The following is a 17,395-nucleotide window of genomic DNA, read 5'->3' on the forward strand; positions in this document are numbered from 1 at the left end:
CGGGCGCCTGTCTCGAGCTTGCCGAAGGCTCTCACCTGCTCTTCGTGAAGCCGGAGGGTAGTCTCCAGTCCGGAAGACGAGGACTCGGTTGAGCATCTGACCCTTCAGCGCCATTGGTGAGGTTCAATGGATACGATCATCGCGACTTTCGATACCCGCCGTGATGTCGAAACAGCAGTGGAGCACCTCGTTCAAGAGCATGGCGTCGGGCGGGCCGACATAGTCGTCCGGGCGCAGGTCTCGCACTTCGCCATGGCGACCACCTCGTATCGGAACCTGGTGCGTGAATGGCGGAAGGCACCAAAGGTTGCCGAGGCACCGGCCTTCGCAATGTCGGTTGCTGCCCGCCGCACGACCTGCCTCAATGGGGCGATGACGCTCTACGCCTTGAAGCCGCGCTTTCAGAACCTGCTGCGACCCATCGCGGCCCGGCTTGCGGGAGCAGGCGTCACGGCCAACCAGGTGACCCTCGCGGCGGCGGTCCTGTCGATTGCCGTGGGCGGGCTGCTCAGCCTGCCGGACCGCCCGCCGGCGCTGTTCCTTCTTCTGCCGCTGTGGCTGTTCCTGCGTATGGCGCTCAATGCGATCGACGGCATGCTCGCGCGCGAGTTCGGGCACAAGAGCCGGCTGGGCGGCTATCTCAACGAATTGTGCGACGTCGTCTCGGACGCCGCCCTGCTGCTGCCCTTCGCCTACCTGCCGCCGTTCGCCGCCTGGGCCGTGGTTCTCGTCATCTTCCTGGCAGCGCTCAGCGAATATGCCGGCGTGATGGGCCCGCTGGTCGGCGCGTCGCGGCGCTACGACGGTCCGCTGGGAAAAAGCGACCGGGCCTTCGTCATCGGCGCTCTGGGGGCCTGGATCGGCTGCGGGCTCAGCTTGCCGTCCTGGATATCGTGGCTGATGCCGGTGCTGGCGATCCTCCTCATCGCGACATCTGTCAACCGCGTGCGCCGCGGGCTGCGCGAGCCTTGATGCACCAAAGATGCCGGCACCTCCCCTGTATCCACTCCCTCCCCAGCCCCATCCGGAGGAGGCGCTTTCCTTTCGTCGAGCCATCGTCCAGAACGGCATCCTGAGGAACACCCAGCTCGAAGGGTTGCACCGTGCCGCGCTCGGTCGAAGAACGACACTTCTCCACCCATGACGGGGAGTCGCTGTTTTATCGCCGCTGGCCGGTGGCATCGGGCGTGGCCAGGGGCGCCATCCTGCTGTTCCATCGCGGCCACGAGCACGGCGGCCGCATCGGCCACCTGGTCGACGAGCTCGACCTGCCCGACTTCGAGTTCTACGCCTGGGACGCGCGCGGCCACGGCCAGTCTCCGGGCGAGCGCGGCTACTCGCCGTCCTTCGCCACCAGCGTGCGCGACGTCCAGACCTTCGTCGACCATCTCGGCGCCCAGCACGGCGTCGATCCCGAGACCACCGCTGTCATCGCCCAGTCGGTCGGCGCGGTGGTGGTATCAACCTGGGCGCACGATTACGCGCCGCGGGTGCGCGCGCTCGTGCTGGCCTCGCCGGCCTTCGAGGTCAGGCTCTATGTCCCGTTCGCTCGGCCCGGGCTCGGCCTGCTGCACAAGTACCGCGGCAAGTTCTTCGTGCAGTCGTACGTCAAATCGCATCTGCTGACGCACGACCTCGCCCGCCGCGCCTCGTTCGATTCAGACCCGCTGATCACGCGCGCCATCTCGGTCAACATCCTGCTCGAGATGCACGACGCGGCGCGCCGCGTCGTGCGCGATGCCCGCGCCATCACCATCCCGACCCAGCTGCTGATCTCGGGCGCCGATTTCGTGGTCAACCAGCGGCCGCAGCACGAGTTCTTCGTCAATCTCGGCACGCCGGTGAAGGAGCGTCACGTCTTCCCGCGCTTCTTCCACGACACGCTGGGGGAGTCGGGCCGCGAGGAAGCGGTCGGCCAGGCACGGCGGTTCATTCTCGAGCGCTTCGCCGCGCCGATCGATCGGCCCGACCTCCGCGACGCCCATCGCGCCGGCTATACACGGGACGAGGCCGACCGGCTCGCCTCGCCCCTGCCGACCTTGTCGGCGCGCGGGCTGTTCTGGGCCGGCTACCGTGCCAATCTGCGGCTGGGCGGCCTGCTGTCGGACGGCATCGCGCTCGGCCATCGCACCGGCTTCGATTCGGGCTCGACGCTCGACTATGTCTATCGCAACCAGGCGAGCGGCACCGGCGCGATTGGCTGCGCCCTCGATCGCGCTTATCTCGACGCCATCGGTTGGCGCGGCATCCGCCAGCGCAAGATCCATGTCGAGGAGCTGATCCGCCGGGCGCTGCAGCGCCTCGCCGCAGCCAGCCAGCCGGCCCGCTTGCTCGACATTGCCGCCGGGCACGGACGCTATGTCCTCGAAGCCCTGGCGGCCGAGGCCGAGCGGCCCGAGTCGATCCTGTTGCGCGATTTCTCGCCGATCAACGTCGAGGCCGGTCAGCGCCTGATCGCCGACAAGGGGCTGGCCGCGATCGCCAATTTCGTCCAGGCCGACGCTTTCGATCCCGAGCGCATCGCCAGCATCAAGCCGAAGCCGACGCTCGGCATCGTCTCGGGACTCTACGAGCTGTTTCCCGACAATGCGCTGGTACGCCGGTCGCTCAGCGGCCTGTCGGCGGCGATCGAGCCCGGCGGTTACCTCGTCTATACCGGCCAGCCCTGGCATCCGCAGCTCGAGATGATCGCTCGCGCCCTCACCTCGCACCGCCAGGGCCAAGCCTGGGTCATGCGGCGACGCACGCAGGCCGAGATGGACCAGCTGGTCGCCGACGCCGGCTTCCGCAAGCTCGAGCAGCGCATCGACCAATGGGGCATCTTCACCGTCTCGCTGGCGATACGCGAAGCGGACGGGCGCGATGGGCACGCCGAGGGCAGCGATGACTGATCTCGCGAGCCAGGCGCCGTCGCCGACCTTCGGCGATGGTCCCTCGTGGCGGCGGGCGGCCGGCTGGCTGGCGCTGCTCGCCATCTTCTTCTATGCGAGCTACGGCTTCTCGAACTGGCTGGCGAGCCAGCGCCGCGACGTGCCTTTCGTTGTGTTCGACTGGGAGCGCAACATCCCCTTCGTCGCCTGGACGATCTTTCCCTACTGGACGACCAACGTCTTCTTCGGTCTCTCGCTGTTCCTTTGCCGCAACCGCGCCGAGCTCGACGCCCACGCAAGGCGGCTGCTGACCGCCCAGGTCATTGCCGTCGCCTGCTTCATCGCCTTTCCGCTGCGCACCTCTTTCCCGAAGCCGCAGATCGATGGCCTTCCCGGCTTCTTCTTCGCGGCGCTCGGCACGTTCGACATGCCGTTCAACCAGGCGCCGTCGCTGCATGTCGCGATCACGACCGTGCTGGTCGCGCTCTATGTCCTGGTCCTGCCGCGCTGGGCAGCCGTCGCCTTCGTGGCCTGGTCGCTGCTCGTCGTCGGCTCGGTGCTGACGACCTATCAGCACCATTTCATCGACATCCCGACCGGCCTGCTGCTTGGCCTGCTGTGCATCTGGATGTGGCCTCTGGAGGGCGGCAATCGCCTCGTGGCCTGGCGGACGACGGCCGATCCGCGACGTCGGACCCTGGCCGGCCGCTACGCCGTCGCCGCCGCGCTGCTCGCCGCCGCCGCCCTCTTCCTCGGCGGCGCCTTCCTGTGGCTGCTCTGGCCGGCCCTCGCGCTGGCAGCCGTTGCCGTCGCCTATCTGGGTTTCGGGCCGCTGCTGTTCGCCAAGGGCTCCGACGGCAGGATCGACTGGGCGACCCGCCTGCTTCTTCTGCCGTACCGGCTGGGCGCCGGGTTGAACGTGCTGATGTGGGCGCGCAAGGATCCGGCCAAGGTCGAGATTGCCGATGGCATTTGGCTCGGGCGTTTTCCCAAGGCCGCGGAATGCCGCAGCGTCGGCACCGTCATCGACATGACCTGCGAGTTTCCGCGCCGCCCCTTCGACGGCGAATGGCACTGCGTGCCGATGCTCGACCTCGTGGCTCCCGAGGCGGCGGCGTTGCGCCAGGCTGCCGACCGGATCGAGAGCGCGCGCCGGCGCGGCCCGGTGCTGGTGTGCTGCGCCCTGGGCTACGGCCGAAGTGCCGCAGCACTCGCGGTCTGGCTGGTGCGGAGCGGACGGGCCGCCGATCCTGCCGCGGCGCTCGCGACGCTGAAGCAGGCGAGGCCGCGGCTCGCCGTCAATCCACAGCAGATGCAGGCGGTGATGGAGGCCGTCCTTGGACGCTGAGCGGTCGACAGCCGATGACGATGCCTGGTCGGCTGCCATCGCGGCCGCAATCCTGCGCCGCGGCTCGATGATGCACACCGCCTCGCTGCTTCTACTGGGCGTGGCCGTGGTCGTCGGCGTGGCAGCCCTCGCCGATGTCGCCTTCCTGATTGCCGCGTGCGTGATCGTGGTGCTGGGCGCGGTCGAGTTCTGGCTGGCCGCCCGCGTCGCGCTCGATGCCGACCTGTTCGACGCCATCGCCGCCCGGCGCGCCGATCTCGAAGCCTTCGATCGCGCCATGCGGGGACTGGGCCTGATGCCGCCGGCCAAGGCGGGCCGGCCCATCGACGCGCGCATCCGCGGCGCCCTGCGCCTGCTCAAGCTCCAGGCCGCGACGCTCGGGTTGCAGGTCGTGGTGCTCGTCGTCTTCGTGTTGTGGATATGAACAGCAGCCGGACACGTCTCACGTTCTCCTCCCCAGCGATGACGCTGGGGAGGAGAAGGCCTTAGAGAGAGGCTCCATGCTCGCCCGTCTCTCTGCCCGATTCATCGCGATGTCCGTCGCCGGTCTGGCCCGCGTGCTGACCGGCGTGTTGCCGAACTGGCGCGGCTGCCTGCCGGAGGCCAGGCAGCGCGTCTACATCGCCAACCACACCAGCCATGGCGACTTCGTGCTGATCTGGACCGTGCTGCCGCACGCGCTGCGCCGCCAGACGCGCCCCGTGGCGGCGCTCGACTACTGGGGCGGCAGCGGCGTGCGCGGCTTCATCGGGCGCGAGGTGTTCAACGCCGTGCTGATCGATCGCAAGGCCGCCGCGGGCGGCCAGGATGCGCTCGCCGTGGTGATCGACGCGGCCGGCGCCGGCGCCTCGCTGATCTACTTTCCCGAGGGCACCCGCAACACCACGGACGAGGTGCTGCTGCCGCTCAAGAGCGGCCTCTACCGGCTGGCCCGGGCGCGGCCCGACATCGAGATCGTGCCGGCATGGATCGACAACATGGCGCGCGTCATGCCCAAGGGCGAGTTCCTGCCGGTGCCGCTGCTGTGCAGCGTGACCTTCGGCGTCCCCCTGCTGCTGCAGCCCGACGAGGACAAGGCCGCGTTCATGGCGCGGGTGCGAGACGCCCTGCTGGCGCTGAAGCCGGATGAGCGCGGCCGATGAGGGAGCGCAAGCGATGAGCCTGCCGCAGGAATCGATTCCGCTGTTCCTCGGGCTCGGCGCGGTGCTGGTCGCCGCGACCCTGGTCGGCCAGATCCTCAAGCGGCGCGCCGGCGGCGAGCCCAGCCCGACCGTCGAGAACCTCAACGAGCGCGTCTTCGCCTGGTGGGTGATGGTGGCGCTGATCGGCGTCGCCTTCCTGGTCGGCAAGGCCGGGGTCATCCTGCTGTTCGCCTTCGCCTCGTTCGCCGCCCTGCGCGAGTTCATCACGCTGACCTACACGCGGCGCGGCGATCACTGGGCGCTGATGCTGGCGTTCTTCATCGGCATTCCGGTCCAGTACTATCTGGTGTGGATCGAATGGTACGGGCTCTATTCGATCTTCATCCCGGTCTACGGCTTCCTCATCCTGCCGATCGTCGCCGTGGTGCGCGGCGACACCACCCACTTCCTGTCGCGCATCGCCTCCCTGCAATGGGGCCTGATGATCTGCGTGTTCTGCGTCAGCCACATCCCGGCATTGCTGACGCTCGACATTCCGGGCTTCGAGGGCAGGAAGCTGTTGCTGGTTGCGTTCCTCGTCACCGTGGTGCAGGGCTCCGACGTGTTGCAGTACGTGTTCGGAAAGTTGTTCGGCCGTCACAAGGTCGCCCCCGCGCTGTCGCCCTCCAAGACCTGGGAGGGCCTGGTCGGCGGCGTCGCCAGCGCCACCGCGCTGGGCGCCGGCCTGTGGTGGCTGACGCCGTTCTCCCCGGCGCAGGCCGGCGCCATGGCGCTGGCGACCTGCCTGATGGGCTTCTTCGGCGGCTTGGTGTTCTCGGCGATCAAGCGCGACCGCGGCGTCAAGGATTGGGGCCGCATGATCGAGGGCCATGGCGGCATGCTCGACCGGCTCGACAGCGTGATCTTCGCCGCGCCGATCTTCTTCCACCTGACGCGCTACTGGTACGTGCCGTGATGCGATGACCGAGGCAGCGGCGTCCCGCGGCGCGATCGGCGGCTACCTGCCGCATCTCGGCGTCATGCTGGCCATGCAGTCGCTGACCTCGGTCAGCGCTGCCTCCGTGCCCGTGCTGGCGCCGGTGATCGCGCCGCATGCCGGGGTCGCGGCCGCCGATGTCGGCCTGTTCACCATGGTGCTCTATGCCTGCGGCATGGCCTCGGCTCTGATCGGCGGCATCCTCGTGCCGCGCCACGGTGCGCTGCGCGTCTGCCAGGTCGCGCTGCTGTTCTGTGCGACGGCGCTGGCGCTCGCGGCGACCGGGCATGCCATCGGCCTGCTGGCGTGCGCCTTCGTGCTCGGCAGCGGCATGGGCGCGCCGACGCCCGCCAGCTCGCACGTGCTGGTCCGCGTGACCCCGACGCGCCTGCTGAACCTGGTGTTCTCGATCAAGCAGACCGGCGTGCCGCTCGGCGGCGCGATCGCCGGCGCCACCCTGCCCGCGCTCACCCTGCTGCTGGGCTGGCGCGGCGCGCTGCTGGGCACGGCGCTGCTGTGCTGCGTCGGCGTGGGCCTGCTGCAGCTCTGGCGCATGCGCACCGACGACGACCGCGAGTTGAGGCGGCGCGGCGCCGGCGCGCGCGGTGTGCTGGCAACCATCGGCCTGATCTGGCGCGATGCAGAGCTGCGCCTGGTGGCCATCGCCTCGGCGATCTTCTCCGCCGGCCAGGTCTGCATCTCCGCCTTCTACGTCACCTACCTGGTGGAGGCGGTCGGGCTCAACCTGACGGTCGCGGGCCTGGCGCTGGCGGCGGCGCAGATCGGCGGCGTCGCCGGCCGCATCGTCTGGGGTGCCGTCGCCGACTGGAGCCGCCGGCCGCTGCTCGTCCTCGCCGGCTTGGCCGTGATCGCGACGGTGGGCATGGTGCTGGCAAGCCGGCTCGCCCCCGGCGGACCCGTCCTGGCGATCCATGCCCTGAGCTTCGTGCTCGGCGCCTCGACCATCGGTTGGGCCGGCGTGGTCTACGCCGAGGTCGGCCGCCGCGCACCGCCGGGCCGGACCGCCGAAGCCAGCGGCGGCGTCACCGCGGTGATGTTCGCCGGCATCGTCATCGGCCCGGCGATCTTCGGCCTGATCGTGCGCGCGACGCAGAGCTTCACCATCGCCTTCACCGCGATGGCGTCCTGCCTCGCGCTGGTCGTCGTCGTCCTGCTTGTACGCCTGGCCCGCGGCGGAGCGCGCTGATCGCCATGGCCAGGAAAAGCGGGAAAGCCGCGGGCGGCAAGAAGGCCTCGTCGGGCGGCCCGAAGAAACCTCCTTTGTCCGGCGGGCCGGCGAAGCCCCCCTCCGGCACCCCCGCCAAGCCTGCGCCCGCCGCGACGAAGCCTTTGCCCGCCGCTCCCAGAAAGCCCGCGCGAGGACGCCAGACGCGGCCCCTGCCGCCACCCTTGCCCTACGATCAGCAGCTGAGCCAGGCCGCGCGCAGCCTCGCCGTGCCGATCTGGCAGGTCCTCAACGGCATCATCCTCGCCGCCGCCCTCGTCGGCGTGCTGGTGGGGCTGTGGCTTATGCGACCGGCGCCGACCTTCCCCCCGGTAGAGGTCGCGACAGGTTCGCCGTTCGATGTCCGCTTCCGCGTCGTGAACGACAGCGCCTTCGCCACCCTGGCCAATCTCCGGATCAGCTGCGTGCTCGCGAGCCTGCGCGGCTCCGGGCTGACCGACACGATGGTGACAGCGAGCAATCTCGCCTTCGAGCCACCCGGCGCCAACCGGCTCGCGCCGAGGGAAGCGGCCACCTTCACCTGCCCGTTCCATGCCGGCATCCCGCAATTGAGCAGAAACGATGCGGGCGTGGCGCAGCGCGCCGAGATCTACTTCCACAGCGAGTACGACCTGCCGCCCCTGCCGGGCTGGTTTCCGATAACCGCCAACAGCGAGAAGTTCATCGTCAACACCCAGTTCCTGCCGCCGCGCTGGACGGTCAAGCCCTCGCGGTGAGCCCCGGTGGCTGGAGCGAAAGTCATGCGCTGGGACCGCGCCAATAGCAAGAAACAGGCTCTTCCGCCGGGACCATGCCACTCCCATGGCGCTCTTCTTCTCGATCACCGATCCCATGAGCGCCATGGGAGTGGCATGGTCCCAGCGCACGACGCTGTACAATCCAATAAGCGCCGTCGACGTTGGGTCAGCGTTCGACGATGTTGCCGTGGCTGTCGATCGTGACCGTCCGCTCCACGTTCCTCCTGGACGCCACGCCCGTCCAAGTTCCGTCGCTGTTCGGGCGAAGGCCGCGGATGTCGCGATAGCCGGCCCGTTCGAGCGCGCGTCTCGCGCTGGCCTCTGCCGTTACGGCATTCGACCCCAGAGGCGGATTTATCGGCTGCTGAATCACCTGCGGCCAAGCGCTACTCGCGTCGACCGCCAGGAAGAGCGCCAGCAGGCACCAGAGTCGATTCAGCTTCCGCCATGAGCCGGATGACATGGCACCAAGACTATCGACGGCGGTCGACCTCGGCCACTTTGTCTTCCTCGGTCGGCATTGCTCGATCCCAAGATCGACTGGCAGCCGGTCAAGCGACTTGCCGAGGCGGCGCTATCGGTGGGCACGTCACAACTGTGAATCCGCCTCGCCGATGCATCGGCACTAACGCAACAGTCGCTATCCGGTTCCAAGCGGCCGTGCGTCGGATTGATCGATCTGCAACCTGCGCCCCGCCTCGACCATTTCTAGCTTGGCGCTCACAAACCAGTCGAGACGAACCGCCTCCCTTGAACGGCCTTTCCTTGTCATGGAGATGCCCTTTGCCTACTCGCTTCTCGGCCCTTCGGCCGCTTCTTCTGCCGCTCGCGTGCCTGTGGGTGGCGACCTCGACCGCCGTCCTTGGACAGGAAAGTCCGGCCGACCGCTCGAGTCCGGTCAACATCGCCATGAAGGCCGACGACCGCCTGAAGCCTGTGGCGAACTTCGAGCAGCAGGTCACGGGCGTGACAGTCTCCGAGACCGGACGCATCTTCGTCAGCTTTCCGCGCTGGTCCGAGGATGTCGCGGTCTCGGTCGGCGAGGTCCAAAGGGACGGCTCGATCAAGCCCTATCCCGATGAGCAGTGGAACAGCTGGCGCAACGCCCGGAAGGACGAGCTGCGCGCCTCGACGCACTTCGTCGCCGTGCAGAGCGTGGTTGCCGACGGGCGGGGCTCGCTCTGGGTCGTCGATCCCGCCGCGCCCAATGCGGAAAAGACCATGAAGGATGGCCCGAAGATCGTGCAGATCGACCTGGTGTCGAACACGGTCAAGCGCGCCTATCTCGTCCCGGGCGACGTCGCAGGCCCGACGAGCTACCTCAACGACATCCGCATCGCGCCGGATGGAAAGTACGCCTACCTCACCGACTCCGGCCAACCTGGTGGACTGGTCGTGCTCGAGATCGGCAGCGGCAAGTCGTGGCGCGCGCTGAGCGGCGCGCCGGCGACGCAAGCCGATCGCGGGGTGACGGTCACCGCCGATGGCCAACCGCTGCGCCGACCCGACGGCCAGCTACTGGCCCTCAATGCCGACGGCATTGCCCTCTCGCCCGACGGCGCCTTCCTGTACTGGCAGGCGCTGACCGGCAGGACGCTCTACCGGGTCGAGACCGGCGTTCTGAGAACGCCTTCGCCGCAAGGCATCGAAGATCGCGTCCAGAAGGTGGCGGAGACCGAGCCGGTCGACGGCCTGTGGATGGACAAGTCGGGCAGGCTGTACCTCAGCTCGCTCGCCGACAATGCCGTCAAGGCTCTCGAGCCCGACGGCAAGCGTCGCACCGTCATCGCCGACCCTCGCTTGCGCTGGCCCGATACCTTCGCCGAGGCGCCGGACGGCACGCTCTACGTCACTGCCTCACGCATCCAGGATTCTCCGTGGTTCCATCGCAGCGGTTGGCAGGGCAACGGCTTCACCCTCTTCTCTTTCCGACCGGACGCCGGGCCCGGCTCGAAATAGCAGAATGCCCGAGGGACGTTCAGGAACGTCGCTTGCCGACGATCCTGGCCAACAAACGCTTGGGGCTCGCCTCGCGCACAAGCTGGTCGAACGTGCAGTCGCGCGGCGGCTTGTCGGGTCGCCAGCGCAGGAATGCCGTGCCATGGCGAAAGCGCCGGCCCGTAACATGGTCGTATCGAACCTCCGCCACGAGGCGCGGCCTCACCGGCGTCCACTGCGAGGTCCGTTGGGTCGACCAGCGACTGGGACCGCCGGGCGCGTCGCCCGTGAAGCCACCGCCCCCGAGCTTCGCCGTCGCAGCCATGCGCGTTTCCCTCCAGGGCCAAACGGCGAGAGCGATGCTGACGTTCCCCTGTGCGGAGTCGCCCGGCGGCAAATCACATCGCGATCCGAAACGACAGCCGCCGCGCATGGCTCGGCGCGCCGTGTGGCATCGGTTTTGCGTGATGTCTTCGGCAAGATTGCTGTAACGTCGCCGGCGGGTCGATCTGCCGACTCCGTTCCGCTCCGACAACCGCCAAGAGATGCACCGATGACTGCCGATGCTCGAGCCACACACGACCATGCGCCGGAGATCGACGCGCAGTTCGATGCAGTCGTCGTCGGCGCCGGATTCGCCGGCATGTACATGCTGCACCGCCTGCGCGGGCTCGGCTTTTCGGTGCGGGTCTACGAGGCGGGCGGCGGCGTGGGCGGCACCTGGTACTGGAACCGCTATCCGGGCGCGCGCTGCGACGTCGAGAGCATGCAGTACTCCTTCTCGTTCTCGGACGAGCTCGACCAGCAATGGGACTGGTCCGAGAAATACGCGCCGCAGCCCGAGATCCTGGCCTACGCCAACCATGTCGCCGACCGGTTCGATCTCCGCCGCGACATTCGCTTCGACACCCGGGTGATCGCCGCCACTTTCGACGAAGCCGCCAAACGCTGGCGCATCGAGACCGATCGCGGCGACATGGTGTCCGCCCAATTCTGCATCATGGCCGTCGGCTGCCTGTCGGCGACCAATCGCCCGCCCTTCGAAGGGCTCGAGACGTTCAAGGGGCCGATCTATCACACCGGCGAATGGCCGCACGACGGGGTCGATTTCACCGGCCTGCGCGTCGGCGTCATCGGCACCGGCTCGTCGGCGATCCAGTCCATTCCAATCATCGCCCAGCAGGCCTCGGCGCTCACCGTGTTCCAGCGCACCGCCACCTACACCGTGCCGGCCTGGAATGAGACCCTGACGCCGGAATATCGCACGACCATCAAGGCCGATTACCCCGCCCTGCGCGCCAAGGCACGCGCTCGGCCGACCGGCTTCTATTTCCCGTTCAACATGAACTCCGCCCTCGAGGCGACGCCGGAAGAACGCGAACGGCAGTACGAGGAGGCGTGGCAGCGCGGCGGCCTGCCGTTCCTCGGCGCCTACGGCGATCTCCTGTTCGACAAGGCCGCCAACGATACGATCGCCGAGTTCGCGCGGCGCAAGATCCGCGGCATCGTCAAGGATCCGGCGACGGCCGAGCTGCTCTGCCCGGACAACGTCTTCGGCTGCAAGCGGCTGTGCGTCGATACCGGCTACTTCGAGACCTACAACCTGCCGCACGTAAAGCTGGTCGACGTGTCGAAGACGCCGATCGAACGCTTCACGCCGCAAGGCATCGCGGTGAACGGCGTCGAGTATCCGCTGGATGCGATCGTCTGCGCCACCGGCTTCGCGGCAATGACCGGCTCGTTCGACAGGATCCGGATCACCGGCCGCGACGGCCTCACCCTTGCCGAGAAGTGGCAGGCCGGGCCGCGCACCTATCTCGGCCTGGCGACATCGGGCTTCCCCAACCTGTTCACCATCACTGGACCGGGCAGCCCGTCGGTCCTGGCCAGCATGATCCAGGCCATCGAGCAGCATGTCGACTGGCTCGCCGACTGCATCGGCCACCTGCGCGACATCGGCGCCGCGACCATCGAGCCGGTCGAGAGATACGAGGACGACTGGGTCGAGCATGTGAACGAGGTTTCCCTGGTGTCGCTGCGCTCGACCTGCAGCTCGTGGTATATCGGCGCCAACATTCCCGGGCGTCCGCGTGTGTTCATGCCCTATATCGGCGGCTTTCCGGTCTACGTGCAGAAGTGCAACGAGGTCATGAGCAACGGCTTCGAAGGCTTCGTCATCGACGGCGCGAAGACGACCAACGACGCGCCGAGGGTGGGCCTCACCGAGCGCTGGCGCGTCCCCCTGGACATCGAGGTGATCTCGCCGGCCGCGATCGCCGCCAAGCGCGTGCCGGTGGTGTGAGGAATCAGGCTTTCCTCCCTAGCGAAGCTGGGGAGGTGTCCGCGTCTTCGCGGAGGGAGGGGTCATGAGTCACGTGAGGGGGCCTATGACCCCTCCGTCGCCGAAGACGGCGACACCTCCCCGGCGAAGACGCTGGGGAGGAGGTTGAGATCGGCGCTTTCCAGTAGCAGAGCATTGTGCCTGCGCCTCGCTTCGCCCTAACCTTCCCTCTGCCGGCCCCGCGCGCGACGGCGCGAATATTGCTCGTCCTGGCGTGACGTTTCCAGAGGCAGGCCGGCGAAGGGAGAGATCGATCGTGAAGAACTGGCTCTATCGGATCCTGGTCGCGGCCGTCATCGCGGCCTGTTCGCTGACGGCTCACGCGCAATCGTCCAAGACGTTGCGTGTCGTCATGCACTCCGACATCAAGGTCCTCGACCCGGTGTGGAGCGGCGCCTACATCGTGCGCAACCACGGCTACCTGATCTACGACACGCTGTTCGCCCTCGACGAGAAGTTCCAGATCAAGCCGCAAATGGTCGACACCTGGTCGGCGAGCGAGGATCGCAAGACCTGGACCTTCACCCTGCGCGAGGGTCTCGAATGGCACGACGGCAAGCCGGTGATGGCCGACGACTGCGTCGCCTCGATCCGCCGCTGGGGAGCGCGCGATCCGATGGGCCAGAAGATGATGCTGTTCCTGGAGGACATCAAGGCGACCGACGCCAGGACCTTCGTCATCACCATGAAGCAGCCCTACGGCCTGGTTGTCGAATCGCTCGCCAAGCCCAGCGTCGTCACGCCCTTCATGATGCCGCGGCGCGTCGCCGAGACCGACCCGTTCAAGCAGCTCGGCGAGTATGTCGGCTCCGGCCCGTTCATCATGAAGCAGGACGAATGGAAGCCGGGCGAGAAGATCGTCTACGTCAAGAACCCCAAGTACAAGGCGCGGCCCGAGCCGGCCTCGGGGCTGGCCGGCGGCAAGGTCGCCAAGGTCGATCGCGTCGAGTGGGTCTGGATCTCCGACTCGCAGACCGCCGTCAACGCCCTGACCAGGGGCGAGATCGATATCATCGAGCAGGCATCCTACGATCTCCTGCCGCTGCTCGAGAAGGACCGCAACATCACGCTGGTGCGCGCCGCGACCGGCAACCAGTACGTCTTCCGACCCAATTGGCTCAATCCGCCGTTCAACAACGAGAAGGCGCGGCAGGCCGCCATGATAGGCCTGAACCAGCAGGATTTCCTGCACGCCATCGTGGGCGACCCGCGTTACTACCGCGTCTGCAAGTCGATGTTCCCCTGCGGCTCGCCGCTCGAATCGACGGAAGGCTTCGAGGGTCTCATCGAGGGCAACATCGCCAAGGCGCAGGCGCTCCTGAAGGAGTCGGGCTACGACGGATCGCCGATCGTGCTGCTGCAGGCGAGCGACACCCCGGCCCTGTCCAATCTCTCGCCGGTCGCCAAGTCGATCCTCGAGCGCATCGGCTTCAAGGTCGACATGCAGGCGATGGACTGGCAGTCGCTGGTCAACCGCCTGCTCACCAAGAAGGGGCCGGCCTCGGAGGGCGGCTGGAACGTCTTCCTGACCTACTGGTCGATGGCCGACCTGTTCGATCCGCTGATGACGCCCTTCCTCCAGGCCAATTGCGAGAAGAGCCGCGCCGGCTGGCCGTGCGACGAGCCCATGGAGAAGCTGCGCGAGCGCTACGCGCTGGCGAGCGACGCTGCCGAACGCAAGGCGATCGCCGTCGAGGTCCAGAAGCACCAGGCCAAGATCGTCACCCACGTCCATCTCGGCGAGGGCTTCAACGTCGCCGCCATGCGCAAGACCATCACCGGCTGGATCAACGCGCCGGTGATCGTGTTCTGGGGGATCGACAAGCAGTAAGCGGCGTACCGTTCATCGGTTCCCCCTCGGCGCCCATTCCAGCCCCGCTCTGGACGGAGTCGTCTTGCGCCGCGCGCCCTTCCCAGAGCGCACTGTAAGGGCCGCGACGACGGCCGTCCTGCCCGCCCGCACGCTGATGCCGTTCGATCCCGGGCGATGGAACCTCCGACGCGGGCTGAGCGCAGCGCTCGCCTGCTGCGTGCCGCTGCTCCTCGCCGAGTGGGCCGGCGAGCCGACGCTGTCGTGGGCCTCGCTGATCGGCTTCTGGGTATCCCTGGTCGATCCCGCCTGGCCGCTGCGCCATCGCCTCCTTTCGATCGCCGGGTTCGTCGTCGCCACGGCAGTCGGGTGCTTCGTTGCCGTGCTGCTCCGGCCCTACCTGTGGGCGTCGGGCGCCTTCGCGCTGGTCTGGTGCATCGGCGCGATCCTGACGAGGATCTGGGGCGACGCCTCGGGCAGCGCCGGCAACCTGTCGGCGCTTTCGGTGATCATCGCCCTCGGCGACGACCATCCCTCCTCCCTCGAAGCCGCCGCCGTGATCGCGGCGGTCACCCTGGGCGGCGGCCTGTGGGGCCTGGGATTGGCCGTGTGCATCGTCCGGCAACGCCCCGACATGCCCTTGTGCAGCGCTCTTGCCGACGTATTTCGGAGCGAGGCGGCGTTCCTGCGCGACATGATGAACGAGCGCGCGGTCATGGTGCGGGCGGCAGCGACATCCCTGCCGCATCGCGGCGCCGTGCGCGACGCGATCGAGCAGGCGCGCGACCGGCTGGTGGCGGCCCGCCGCGAAGGGTTCGGCGACGGCGTCCTGCTCCGGCGTCTCTCCCTGATTCTGGGCGACGCCGAGGAGGTGCTGCGGGCGCTGCTGGCGTTGCGCGAGATGATGGAGGACGCGGCCGAGGCCGAGCTGCCGCACGCCGCCCTGGCCGGCCTGGTCGCCCGGCTCGGGGGGCTTGCCTCGATGCTGGCCACAGGCGGCGATGCCCCCGCGCCGTCGTTCCCGCCGATCGGTCTCGACGCGTCAAACAGCATCGCCGCCAGCCTGAGCCACGCCATCGCATGGACCGAAGCGGCGGCGCGGCATATGGCCGGGCCGATGGACACCGGCACGACGGACCGCGCGATCGTCCAGGACGCCCGACTCGACCGGCTGGGCCAGCTTCGCAACAACCTGAGCCTCGATTCGCTGTCGATGCGGCATGCCCTGCGCTTCGGCCTGACCGCCGCCAGCCTGACCCTGCTGACCAAGGGCCTGGATCTCGACATGGGATACTGGATCACGCTGACGGCCATCATCATCATGCAGGCCTACCCGTCCGCGACCTGGCAGCGGGCGGTTCAGCGCGTCGCCGGAACCATGGTGGGCGGGCTGATCGCGACCATCGCTGTCTATGTGCTGCAGGGCCCCGCCGCGGTCCTCGTCGTCATCGCGCCGCTCAGCCTGCTGGCGATGGCGGTGCAATCGGCGAGCTATGCCCTCTACATCGTCTGCATCACGCCGATGTTCATCCTGATCACCGAGCTGTTCAGCCACGGCGGCGTGCTGTCGCCGGAGTTGGGCGGCGTGCGCATGATCGACAATGTCCTGGGTGCGGCCGCGGGCATGCTGGCCACGTTCGTGCTGTGGCCGAGCTGGGAGAGTCGCTACCTGCGCCGGCGGCTCGCCGATGACCTGCGCGCCAACGGCGCCTTCCTGCTGGCCGCGCTGCAGAGCGCGAGCGGCGCGCTCACGCCGCAGCAGTCCGACGCCGCGCGGCGCCGCGCCGGCCTGGCGGGCAACAACGCCGAGGCCTCGCTGCGCCGCGCCCTCGACGAGCCGCGCCGGCGCCCGGTCGACGAGATCGCTGCCGCCATGCTGGTGACCGCGGTGTCGCGCCGATTGTCCGGGATAGCCGCGGCCATCGTACAATGCGGGCAGAGCGACGGCGCCCGGCGTGATCTCGCCCAATGCTGCCGCGCCTTGCAGGAACAGATCGAGGAGGTCGCGAACGCCATTGCCGAAACGCGGACTCCGGCCTCCAGACCGCATCAGCCGGTTCCCACATCAGAGATGAGCGAGGTCGAGCAACTCGTCGCGCGCGCCGAGCGACAGCTCGCCATTGCCACGGAAGCGGCGCGCAGCCTGTCCGCGAGGCGAGGACCCGACTCGTCGCGCGTGGATGAAACGAAAGGTCCCTCGCTGCGCTCGGGATGACAGGGGTGGTGTGGCCGCAAAGGTGATGTCATCCCGAGCACAGCGAGGAACCTTTGAGGCAACAGAACGGTCCCCTGCTAATGACGCTTGCTTCGCAAGCGTCAGACTCGGGATGGCAGGGTCTTTGTCGCGCCTACCCTGTGCCCTCGCGCCTGGCTCGATCTCCCGCGCATCCGTGTTGATCCGGGCCACGATTTGCCCTCCCATAGGCCGACCAGCGCCAAGGCTTGCGGTTCGGGAGGCTTACATGGACCACGCCACCTATCTCAAGGAGCTCGTTGCCGCCTACCAGGGTGAAGTCCGGGGCGAGGCCGGGTTCGCGACCCTGGCGGATCACGCGACGAACGCCGAGGAGCGCGAGATCTGGCAGATGCTGGCACGCCTCGAGCGGACGACGCGCGAGCGGCTCCTCCCTCTGATGAAGAAGCATGGGCTCGACACCGCGCCCGACGAGGCGCAACGCCGTCTCGGCCGCGAGCGCGGCGAGGCGCGCATCGCCGCCGGATTTGCCGCGACGGTCGGATCGATGACGAAATCGCTTCAACCCTATCTGACGCTCTACGCCCGGCTCGAAGCGGAAGGGCCGCCCAGCGATCGAACGGAGCTGGCCTTCCTCAATGCCCACGAGGTCGCGCTGCATGAATTCGCGATGCGCGCCGCGGCGGGCGACGGCCGCGGCGCCTTGCAATCGGTCAGGATATTGCTTGGCGAATAGCGCCTGCAGCGGCGCTTGAAGCGGCGGTTCGCGTCGTCCACGCTGGACGCAGCCTTT

13 protein-coding genes and 1 pseudogene are annotated in these 17,395 nt (G+C 68.2%); 13 read left to right on the forward strand and 1 reads right to left on the reverse strand.

Annotated elements, in window-relative coordinates:
- The first annotated feature begins 372 nt into the window (after positions 1-372).
- From ACILR9_RS00215 to ACILR9_RS00255, 9 genes are all read left to right on the forward strand, one after another.
- On the forward strand, positions 373-972 hold the full coding sequence (locus ACILR9_RS00215; protein WP_395708169.1) for a CDP-alcohol phosphatidyltransferase family protein: 600 nt from the start codon (positions 373-375) through the stop codon (positions 970-972).
- 131 nt (positions 973-1,103) lie between these two features.
- Positions 1,104-2,891, forward strand: coding sequence for a bifunctional alpha/beta hydrolase/class I SAM-dependent methyltransferase (locus tag ACILR9_RS00220; RefSeq protein WP_395707862.1), 1,788 nt, complete (start codon positions 1,104-1,106; stop codon positions 2,889-2,891).
- A complete protein-coding gene (locus ACILR9_RS00225) occupies positions 2,884-4,218 on the forward strand; it encodes a phosphatase PAP2/dual specificity phosphatase family protein (protein ID WP_395707863.1) in 1,335 nt (444 codons plus the stop codon). The genes ACILR9_RS00220 and ACILR9_RS00225 overlap by 8 nt, the downstream gene beginning before the upstream one ends.
- The gene (locus ACILR9_RS00230) at positions 4,208-4,642 is read left to right on the forward strand and encodes a hypothetical protein (protein ID WP_395707864.1); all 435 of its coding nucleotides are present in this window, start codon (positions 4,208-4,210) and stop codon (positions 4,640-4,642) included. The genes ACILR9_RS00225 and ACILR9_RS00230 overlap by 11 nt, the downstream gene beginning before the upstream one ends.
- Before the next feature lie 76 nt (positions 4,643-4,718).
- On the forward strand, positions 4,719-5,360 hold the full coding sequence (locus ACILR9_RS00235; protein WP_395707865.1) for a lysophospholipid acyltransferase family protein: 642 nt from the start codon (positions 4,719-4,721) through the stop codon (positions 5,358-5,360).
- Between the two features lie 13 nt (positions 5,361-5,373).
- The gene (locus ACILR9_RS00240; RefSeq protein ID WP_395707866.1) at positions 5,374-6,315 is read left to right on the forward strand and encodes a phosphatidate cytidylyltransferase; all 942 of its coding nucleotides are present in this window, start codon (positions 5,374-5,376) and stop codon (positions 6,313-6,315) included.
- Positions 6,316-6,319: 4 nt separating this feature from the next.
- Entirely contained in the window at positions 6,320-7,543 is a 1,224-nt protein-coding gene (locus ACILR9_RS00245) for an MFS transporter (protein ID WP_395707867.1), read from the forward strand.
- Between the two features lie 203 nt (positions 7,544-7,746).
- Positions 7,747-8,298: a hypothetical protein gene (locus tag ACILR9_RS00250; RefSeq protein WP_395707868.1), complete on the forward strand. Its 552-nt coding sequence runs from the start codon at positions 7,747-7,749 to the stop codon at positions 8,296-8,298.
- 804 nt (positions 8,299-9,102) lie between these two features.
- On the forward strand, positions 9,103-10,278 hold the full coding sequence (locus ACILR9_RS00255; RefSeq protein ID WP_395707869.1) for an L-dopachrome tautomerase-related protein: 1,176 nt from the start codon (positions 9,103-9,105) through the stop codon (positions 10,276-10,278).
- A gap of 19 nt (positions 10,279-10,297) precedes the next feature.
- On the opposite strand, the pseudogene ACILR9_RS00260 reads toward ACILR9_RS00255, so the two are convergent.
- Positions 10,298-10,591: pseudogene (locus ACILR9_RS00260) on the reverse strand (ATP-dependent DNA ligase); the annotation flags it as partial.
- A 219-nt stretch (positions 10,592-10,810) separates the two neighbouring features.
- Here ACILR9_RS00260 and ACILR9_RS00265 point away from each other — a divergent pair.
- From ACILR9_RS00265 to ACILR9_RS00280, 4 genes are all read left to right on the forward strand, one after another.
- Positions 10,811-12,559 carry a flavin-containing monooxygenase gene (locus ACILR9_RS00265; RefSeq protein ID WP_395707870.1) on the forward strand — a complete coding sequence of 583 codons (1,749 nt, stop codon included), beginning with the start codon at positions 10,811-10,813 and terminating at the stop codon, positions 12,557-12,559.
- 295 nt (positions 12,560-12,854) lie between these two features.
- Positions 12,855-14,429 (forward strand): ABC transporter substrate-binding protein, encoded by a 1,575-nt coding sequence (locus ACILR9_RS00270; protein WP_395707871.1) that lies wholly within the window; start codon positions 12,855-12,857, stop codon positions 14,427-14,429.
- 64 nt (positions 14,430-14,493) lie between these two features.
- Entirely contained in the window at positions 14,494-16,623 is a 2,130-nt protein-coding gene (locus ACILR9_RS00275) for an FUSC family protein (protein ID WP_395707872.1), read from the forward strand.
- A gap of 247 nt (positions 16,624-16,870) precedes the next feature.
- Positions 16,871-17,338, forward strand: a complete 468-nt coding sequence (locus tag ACILR9_RS00280; RefSeq protein ID WP_395707873.1) for a hypothetical protein — start codon at positions 16,871-16,873, stop codon at positions 17,336-17,338.
- Positions 17,339-17,395 lie beyond the last annotated feature (57 nt).

The sequence above is a fragment of the Reyranella sp. genome, from assembly GCF_044224635.1.
GTDB lineage: Bacteria > Pseudomonadota > Alphaproteobacteria > Reyranellales > Reyranellaceae > Reyranella.

Excerpts from the sequence above, each read along its gene's own strand:
- ACILR9_RS00215 (WP_395708169.1), top strand. The coding sequence starts at position 373 with ATGACGCTCTACGCCTTGAAGCCGCGCTTTCAGAACCTGCTGCGACCC.
- ACILR9_RS00225 (WP_395707863.1), top strand. The coding sequence starts at position 2,884 with ATGACTGATCTCGCGAGCCAGGCGCCGTCGCCGACCTTCGGCGATGGT.
- ACILR9_RS00235 (WP_395707865.1), top strand. The coding sequence starts at position 4,719 with ATGCTCGCCCGTCTCTCTGCCCGATTCATCGCGATGTCCGTCGCCGGT.
- ACILR9_RS00240 (WP_395707866.1), top strand. The coding sequence starts at position 5,374 with ATGAGCCTGCCGCAGGAATCGATTCCGCTGTTCCTCGGGCTCGGCGCG.
- ACILR9_RS00245 (WP_395707867.1), top strand. The coding sequence starts at position 6,320 with ATGACCGAGGCAGCGGCGTCCCGCGGCGCGATCGGCGGCTACCTGCCG.
- ACILR9_RS00265 (WP_395707870.1), top strand. The coding sequence starts at position 10,811 with ATGACTGCCGATGCTCGAGCCACACACGACCATGCGCCGGAGATCGAC.
- ACILR9_RS00280 (WP_395707873.1), top strand. The coding sequence starts at position 16,871 with ATGGACCACGCCACCTATCTCAAGGAGCTCGTTGCCGCCTACCAGGGT.